4 protein-coding genes and 2 pseudogenes are annotated in these 5,218 nt (G+C 57.9%); all 6 read right to left on the reverse strand.

The window, feature by feature from the left end; genetic code table 11:
• Positions 1 to 132, reverse strand: a pseudogene (locus V8Z74_RS25910) (IS3 family transposase); the annotation flags it as partial.
• 171 nt (positions 133 to 303) lie between these two features.
• Positions 304 to 684, reverse strand: a complete 381-nt coding sequence (gene tnpA / locus V8Z74_RS25915; protein WP_349712252.1) for an IS66-like element accessory protein TnpA — start codon at positions 682 to 684, stop codon at positions 304 to 306.
• 60 nt (positions 685 to 744) lie between these two features.
• Positions 745 to 1,521: pseudogene (locus V8Z74_RS25920) on the reverse strand (IS3 family transposase); the annotation flags it as partial.
• A 301-nt stretch (positions 1,522 to 1,822) separates the two neighbouring features.
• Positions 1,823 to 2,713, reverse strand: coding sequence for a polysaccharide deacetylase family protein (locus tag V8Z74_RS25925; protein ID WP_222864884.1), 891 nt, complete (start codon positions 2,711 to 2,713; stop codon positions 1,823 to 1,825).
• 38 nt (positions 2,714 to 2,751) lie between these two features.
• Positions 2,752 to 3,411, reverse strand: coding sequence for an isochorismatase family protein (locus V8Z74_RS25930; RefSeq protein WP_064491741.1), 660 nt, complete (start codon positions 3,409 to 3,411; stop codon positions 2,752 to 2,754).
• 522 nt (positions 3,412 to 3,933) lie between these two features.
• Positions 3,934 to 5,051, reverse strand: a protein-coding gene (locus V8Z74_RS25935) for an IS3 family transposase (protein ID WP_370512851.1) whose coding sequence is annotated in 2 segments (ribosomal slippage) — positions 3,934 to 4,793 and positions 4,793 to 5,051 — 1,119 coding nt in all. Because the reading frame shifts where the segments join, the coding sequence is not laid out codon by codon here.
• Between the last annotated feature and the right edge of the window lie 167 nt (positions 5,052 to 5,218).

The following is a 5,218-nucleotide window of genomic DNA, read 5'->3' on the forward strand; positions in this document are numbered from 1 at the left end:
CGGCACGCAGCCAATCTTGGGGGCTATTGATTCAATGGCTGCCCACAGCGAAGGGTAGTCGGCTCGGTGCTCCTGCACCATGCGTACGGCACGCTCGCGGACCTCGGGTGAGAACTTGTTTGACTTGGTCATAGCTCCATCTTCTCAAGTGTTGGAGCCTCCTCAAAACCCGGGGCGGTTCAAACAGATAGGCGTGGTGGGGGTGGGCTGCGCCGAAGACGGTGACGACCCGGGCCAGCGCCGTGTCGGTGCCGGCGCGCATGTCCAGCGGGGCCGTGGCCAGCCAGGCGGCGTCGATGCGGATCATCGCAAGAGCTCGCGCAGAATTGCCCCGCATTGCGACAGCGGGCATTGCAGGCGCACCAGCAATTCGCCGCGCTGGATCTGCAGATCAACCTCGGGCAAGGGCTGCTCGCCAGCAGGCTCAGCCTGCCTGGCAGGGAGCGCTGCTGGAATGAATGGGACAGTCGGCACCGTCAAAGGTACGAATGCGGGCGGTACCGCTGCTTGCCGCTCTCGCTGTTCACGGATCCAGCGGTGCACCATGTTCGAGTGCAGGCCGTGCGCCAGGGCCACGCCGCCTACGCTGGTGCCAGGCTGGGCGCAGCGGTCCAGCACCTCTGCCTTGAATTGCTTGCTGTACTCACGCCGCCGTGGGCGGTCTTGATTCAAAGAATTTTCCATCGTCTCCACGATCCTCCATCGTGGGGACGATGCCCGCTTCAAGCGGTGCATTCAAGATGGGATCGCCAGCTGCATACTGCGAATCACCCGCTCGGACGGCAGCGAGAAATCCACCTCAATGCCCAGCGCCTCGCGGTTGAAATCATCAATCACGTTCAGCGTCCGGATGCTGCGCCCGTCAACGAGCTGGTCATGCATGAAGTCCATTGACCACACTTCGTTGATGGCATGCGGCACCGACAGCGGCTGCGGCGTTTCGCGCACCAAGCGTTTCTTCGGCTTGATGCGCAGGTTCAGCTCCAGCTCCCGATAAATCCGGTAGATGCGCTTGTGGTTCCACCCGAATCCCTGCACGTTACGCAAGTAGTAATAGCACAGCAGAAAGCCCCAGTTGCGATGACAGCCCGTGATACGCATCAGCCAGTCTGCAATCTCTTCGTTCTCCGTGTTCAACTTCGCCTCGTATCGGTAGCACGACTCGCTGATGCCGAACACTGTGCACGCCACACGAATTGACACGCGGCGCTGTTGCACAACCTGCTTTGCCATCTCGCGCCGGCGAGATGGCTTCAGAACTTTTTTTTGCAGCGCCTCCGAGGCAATCTCAGCCTTGAGCTTCTCCTCGATGTACATCTTGCGCAGCCGGGCATTCTCCGCCTCGAGCTCCTTCATGCGCGACATCATCGACGCGTCCATCCCGCCGTACTTCGAGCGCCATTTGTAGAACGTTGCCGAACTGATGCCCAGTTCCCGGCATAGCTCCGGCACCGCAAGCCCAGCCTCCGCGCGCTTGAGCGCCTCCAATATCTGGCTATCTGTGAATCTCGACTTCTTCATCTGCAGAACTCCCTCTTAACGAGAAAATTCTACTTCTCCCAGCGGTGGATTTCAGGGGGTATTACCGGAACTCCTTCCTCTTACTTTTCAATACTCATTCGAAGCTCAGACGTGCCCTATGAGAATGATCCCGCTGGGCATTTTTAGGCCGACATAGGCTTCGTTATGGCTGACTTTCGTCGACATGGGCACTATCTGAGAGTGATCGGACGGATCCGTCGTTTCAATCGATGCAATCAGCGTTATTAATTGAAATTGGCTCGCCAATTTTCCACGCAGCGTGCGCGACTTATCAGGCACGCTACGCCGCGATGACGCTGCTCCGATACCAGTCATTGATCTCATCGCCCGTCGCAAACCAGACGCCTGAATGACGGGCGATGTGTTCGAACGCGCGCCTCAAATGCTTCGCGCGGAATGGCTGGCCGACCAGGAAAGTGTGCAGACAGATGGGCATTACACGGGCGTTATCCTGCCCCTCTTCGTACAGAACGTCGAACTGATCGACAATCATGTCTCCGAAGTCGGCCGGCGAGACACCGATGCTCATGAAAGCGGGGAGATCGTTGAGTTCAAGAGAGTAGGGTACCGAAATGAGGCTTCCCGAACGTGTGTTAAATTTAAACGGCTGGTCGTCCGCGGTGAAGTCGCAGAGATATTCGACACCCAACTCTGCCAAGATGTGTGGCGTGTTGAGCGTTTCCGTGAGAAAGGGTCCAAGCCAACCTTTAGTCTTGCGCCCGAGCACTTTTTCCATCTTCTCAAGCACTGTCCGGATGATAGTCCGCTCCCTGTCCTCATCGATATCGGCAAGAAAATTGGTAGGTGCATTGTTGATTCCGTGACCAATCCAAGCCCAGTTGCGGCGCTCGCCTTCCTCGATGATGCGTGGGTATTCGGTGATGATGTCCGAGTTCAGACAGACTGTGCCACGCATGTGCAACGCGTCCATGATGTCCATGATTCGCCACAGTCCAACGCGATTTCCATAGTCACGCCAACCATAGTTCAGTGCGTCAGGAATGAACCTCGCCGTGGCGGGGACGATCGCGGTACCGGGAATGTCTTCAGGGAAGTGCTCAATGTTGATGTAAGGAACGACAGCCACGCGAGCGCCATTGGGAAACTTGAGTGGCGCGCGGTCGATGATGGGTTGGTAGTCATAGTGGCTCGTTTGAGTCAGTTTATTCATTAGTTGTTCTCCTGTTAGTAACAAATTTCGCCTAGTCTTTACCGAACGCTTCGCGGGCGTTCAATGAAATCAAGAACTTCCTGCTTGCTAACAACATCGCCATACTTACTATCGATGTCGAAGAGGTTCGCCTCGTGAGGGCCGCTATGCCGGTCACCTACACATTCCCGCGGAACGATTACGCGAAAACCGTTCTGAACTGCATCGACGGCGGTGGCGCGTACGCAGCCACTCGTCGAGCAGCCCGTTAAAATCAGGGTGTCGACTTGCGCGGCGGTGAGTGTTGCCGCAAGGCTCGTACCGAAGAAGGCGCTTGCATATTGCTTGCTTATGACTAACTCGCTGGGAAGTGGCTCGACGCCTTCGCACACTTCGTTGAACGGTTTCTCGGCCAAGCATTTCACAACTGGTGCCTTAAGAGCCCATACGCCGGCGTCCGCAAAGTCGGACGACTGGTGGCTCACGACCGTATGGATAACGCGCACGCCATGCCTTCTCGCAGCGTCAAGGACGCCTATGGTTTCGCGGACGGCCGGAGCGACGCCCGGCGCGTATAGCGGCGCATGTTCGAGCGTATAAGCTTTGACGAAATCGATAACGAGAATTGCCGCTTTGGTGCCGAAACCAATGCGATGACCCCATACGCCGCGATAATTTTCGGCAGCTGTAACGGGTTGCGGATGCGACGCGTTGCTCATGTTTTTCTCCGTGAATTACTGACGACAGGAATAGTCAATATAGGACTGTAGGAAAATTGGTCATGCTGATGAGAATAGAGACAGATAGCGCTCGCCAACTTTTGCCGTTGGCGGCCGTCGTTCCCGGTCCGGACAGCGCAGTCGTTCATTGAGTCGATCGACGGTTGTTTAGCGTGATGGCGGCTCCAATCGCGACAAATGTTTGCATCGACTAAGCAGCTAGACTATTTAGTGCGTAATGACTAAGGAACGACACAGCGAATCGCATAGTGCCGAGATTGGTCCTCCGTCGAGCAGCTAACATATCGCTGGCGACCTCCATCCGCTCGTATAGCTTGAACTCGTTTCCGACGTCACACTCTGTGAAATTCCGCAGCATTATTTTTCTTACTTATCATTTAGTTAGATCTCTAATATACGAAGGATAGTGCATCTTTTGCGGTATAACAGCTAGGGTAACCACCAATGATTAGCTGACCTGCCCCCTTCGATAGGGCCACGGAGCTTCTAGTAAAGTCCTGTTCAAACATGCTCCTGCAAGACAGGAGCGCCTACTGGTGCCGGATGCTTCGCCGCGAATTCGGCCGGCGACTGGTAGTTCAATGCGCTGTGCGGCCGTGCCTCGTTGTAGTCCCGGCGCCATGCCGACACCACGGCCCGGGCGTGGGCGAGCGTCGTGAACCAGTGCTCGTTCAGACACTCGTCACGAAACTTGCCATTGAACGACTCGATGTACGCATTCTGCGTCGGCTTGCCCGCCTGAATCAATTTCAACGTCACGCCGTTGGCGTAGGCCCACTGGTCCAGCGCGCGGCTCGTGAATTCGGGTCCCTGGTCCGTGCGCAACGCTTTCGGGTAGCCCCTGAAGCGCGCCACCCGGTCCAGCACGCGCGTCACATACCGACCCGAGATGCCGTGGTCCACCACGATCTCGACCGCTTCCTTGGTGAAGTCGTCGACAATGGTCAGGCACTTCAGGCGACGCCCGTTGGACAATGCGTCCATCACGAAATCGAGGGACCACACCTCGTTCGGCGTACTCGGCAAAGCCAGCTGCTCGCGCTCGACCATCACGCCGTGGCGCCGTCGCCGGCGCCGCACGGCCAGTCCGGCCTCGCGATACAGCCGGTGCACGCGCTTGTGGTTTACGTGCCTTCCTTCGCGCGCCAGCAGCGCGTGTAGCCGCCGATAGCCGAAACGCCGCCTCTGGTGCCCCAGCTCGATGAGGCGCGCCTTGAGCGCCTCATTCTCGTGGTCCGGCTGCGCTTCATAATGCAGCACGCTGCGCGAAAGCCCGACAAGCCGGCAGGCACGGCGCTCGGAGACATTGACCTTCTGCCGAATCGCCGCGACCGCCTCGCGCCTGGCCTGCGGGCTCAGGGCTTTCCCTTCACGACCACCTTCAGGGCTTCCATATCGAGCATCGCCTCGGCCAGCAGCTTCTTCAGCCTCGCGTTCTCGGCTTCCAGCTCCTTGAGCCGACGGGCTTCCGACACCTCCATGCCGCCGAACTTCGCGCGCCACGTGTAGAACGAGGCGTCACTGAACCCATGCTTCCTGCACAGCTCCTTCACCGGCAGGCCCGCCTCCGCTTCCTTCAGGAAGCCGATGATCTGTTCTTCCGAAAAGCGCTTCTTCATGTCCGTCTTCCTCTTCGAAAACGGACTTTACTAGATTCCGACTGGCCCGGTTTACGGGGAGCAGGTCAGATGGCGATGGGCCCCGGAGGGGAGGCCAGCACAGTCATTCCGTCCGGCGGTGCCCGGAACACTAGATCGGCACCGATGTTTCCACCAGCCCCGGGCTT

The organism is Comamonas sp. w2-DMI, assembly GCF_040187735.1.
Classification (GTDB): domain Bacteria; phylum Pseudomonadota; class Gammaproteobacteria; order Burkholderiales; family Burkholderiaceae_C; genus Comamonas; species Comamonas terrae.

What these genes read in the sequence shown, in the direction of transcription:
- V8Z74_RS25930 (WP_064491741.1), bottom strand. Translation starts at nt 3,411, where the DNA reads ATGAGCAACGCGTCGCATCCGCAACCCGTTACAGCTGCCGAAAATTAT.
- tnpA (WP_349712252.1), bottom strand. Translation starts at nt 684, where the DNA reads ATGGAAAATTCTTTGAATCAAGACCGCCCACGGCGGCGTGAGTACAGC.
- V8Z74_RS25925 (WP_222864884.1), bottom strand. Translation starts at nt 2,713, where the DNA reads ATGAATAAACTGACTCAAACGAGCCACTATGACTACCAACCCATCATC.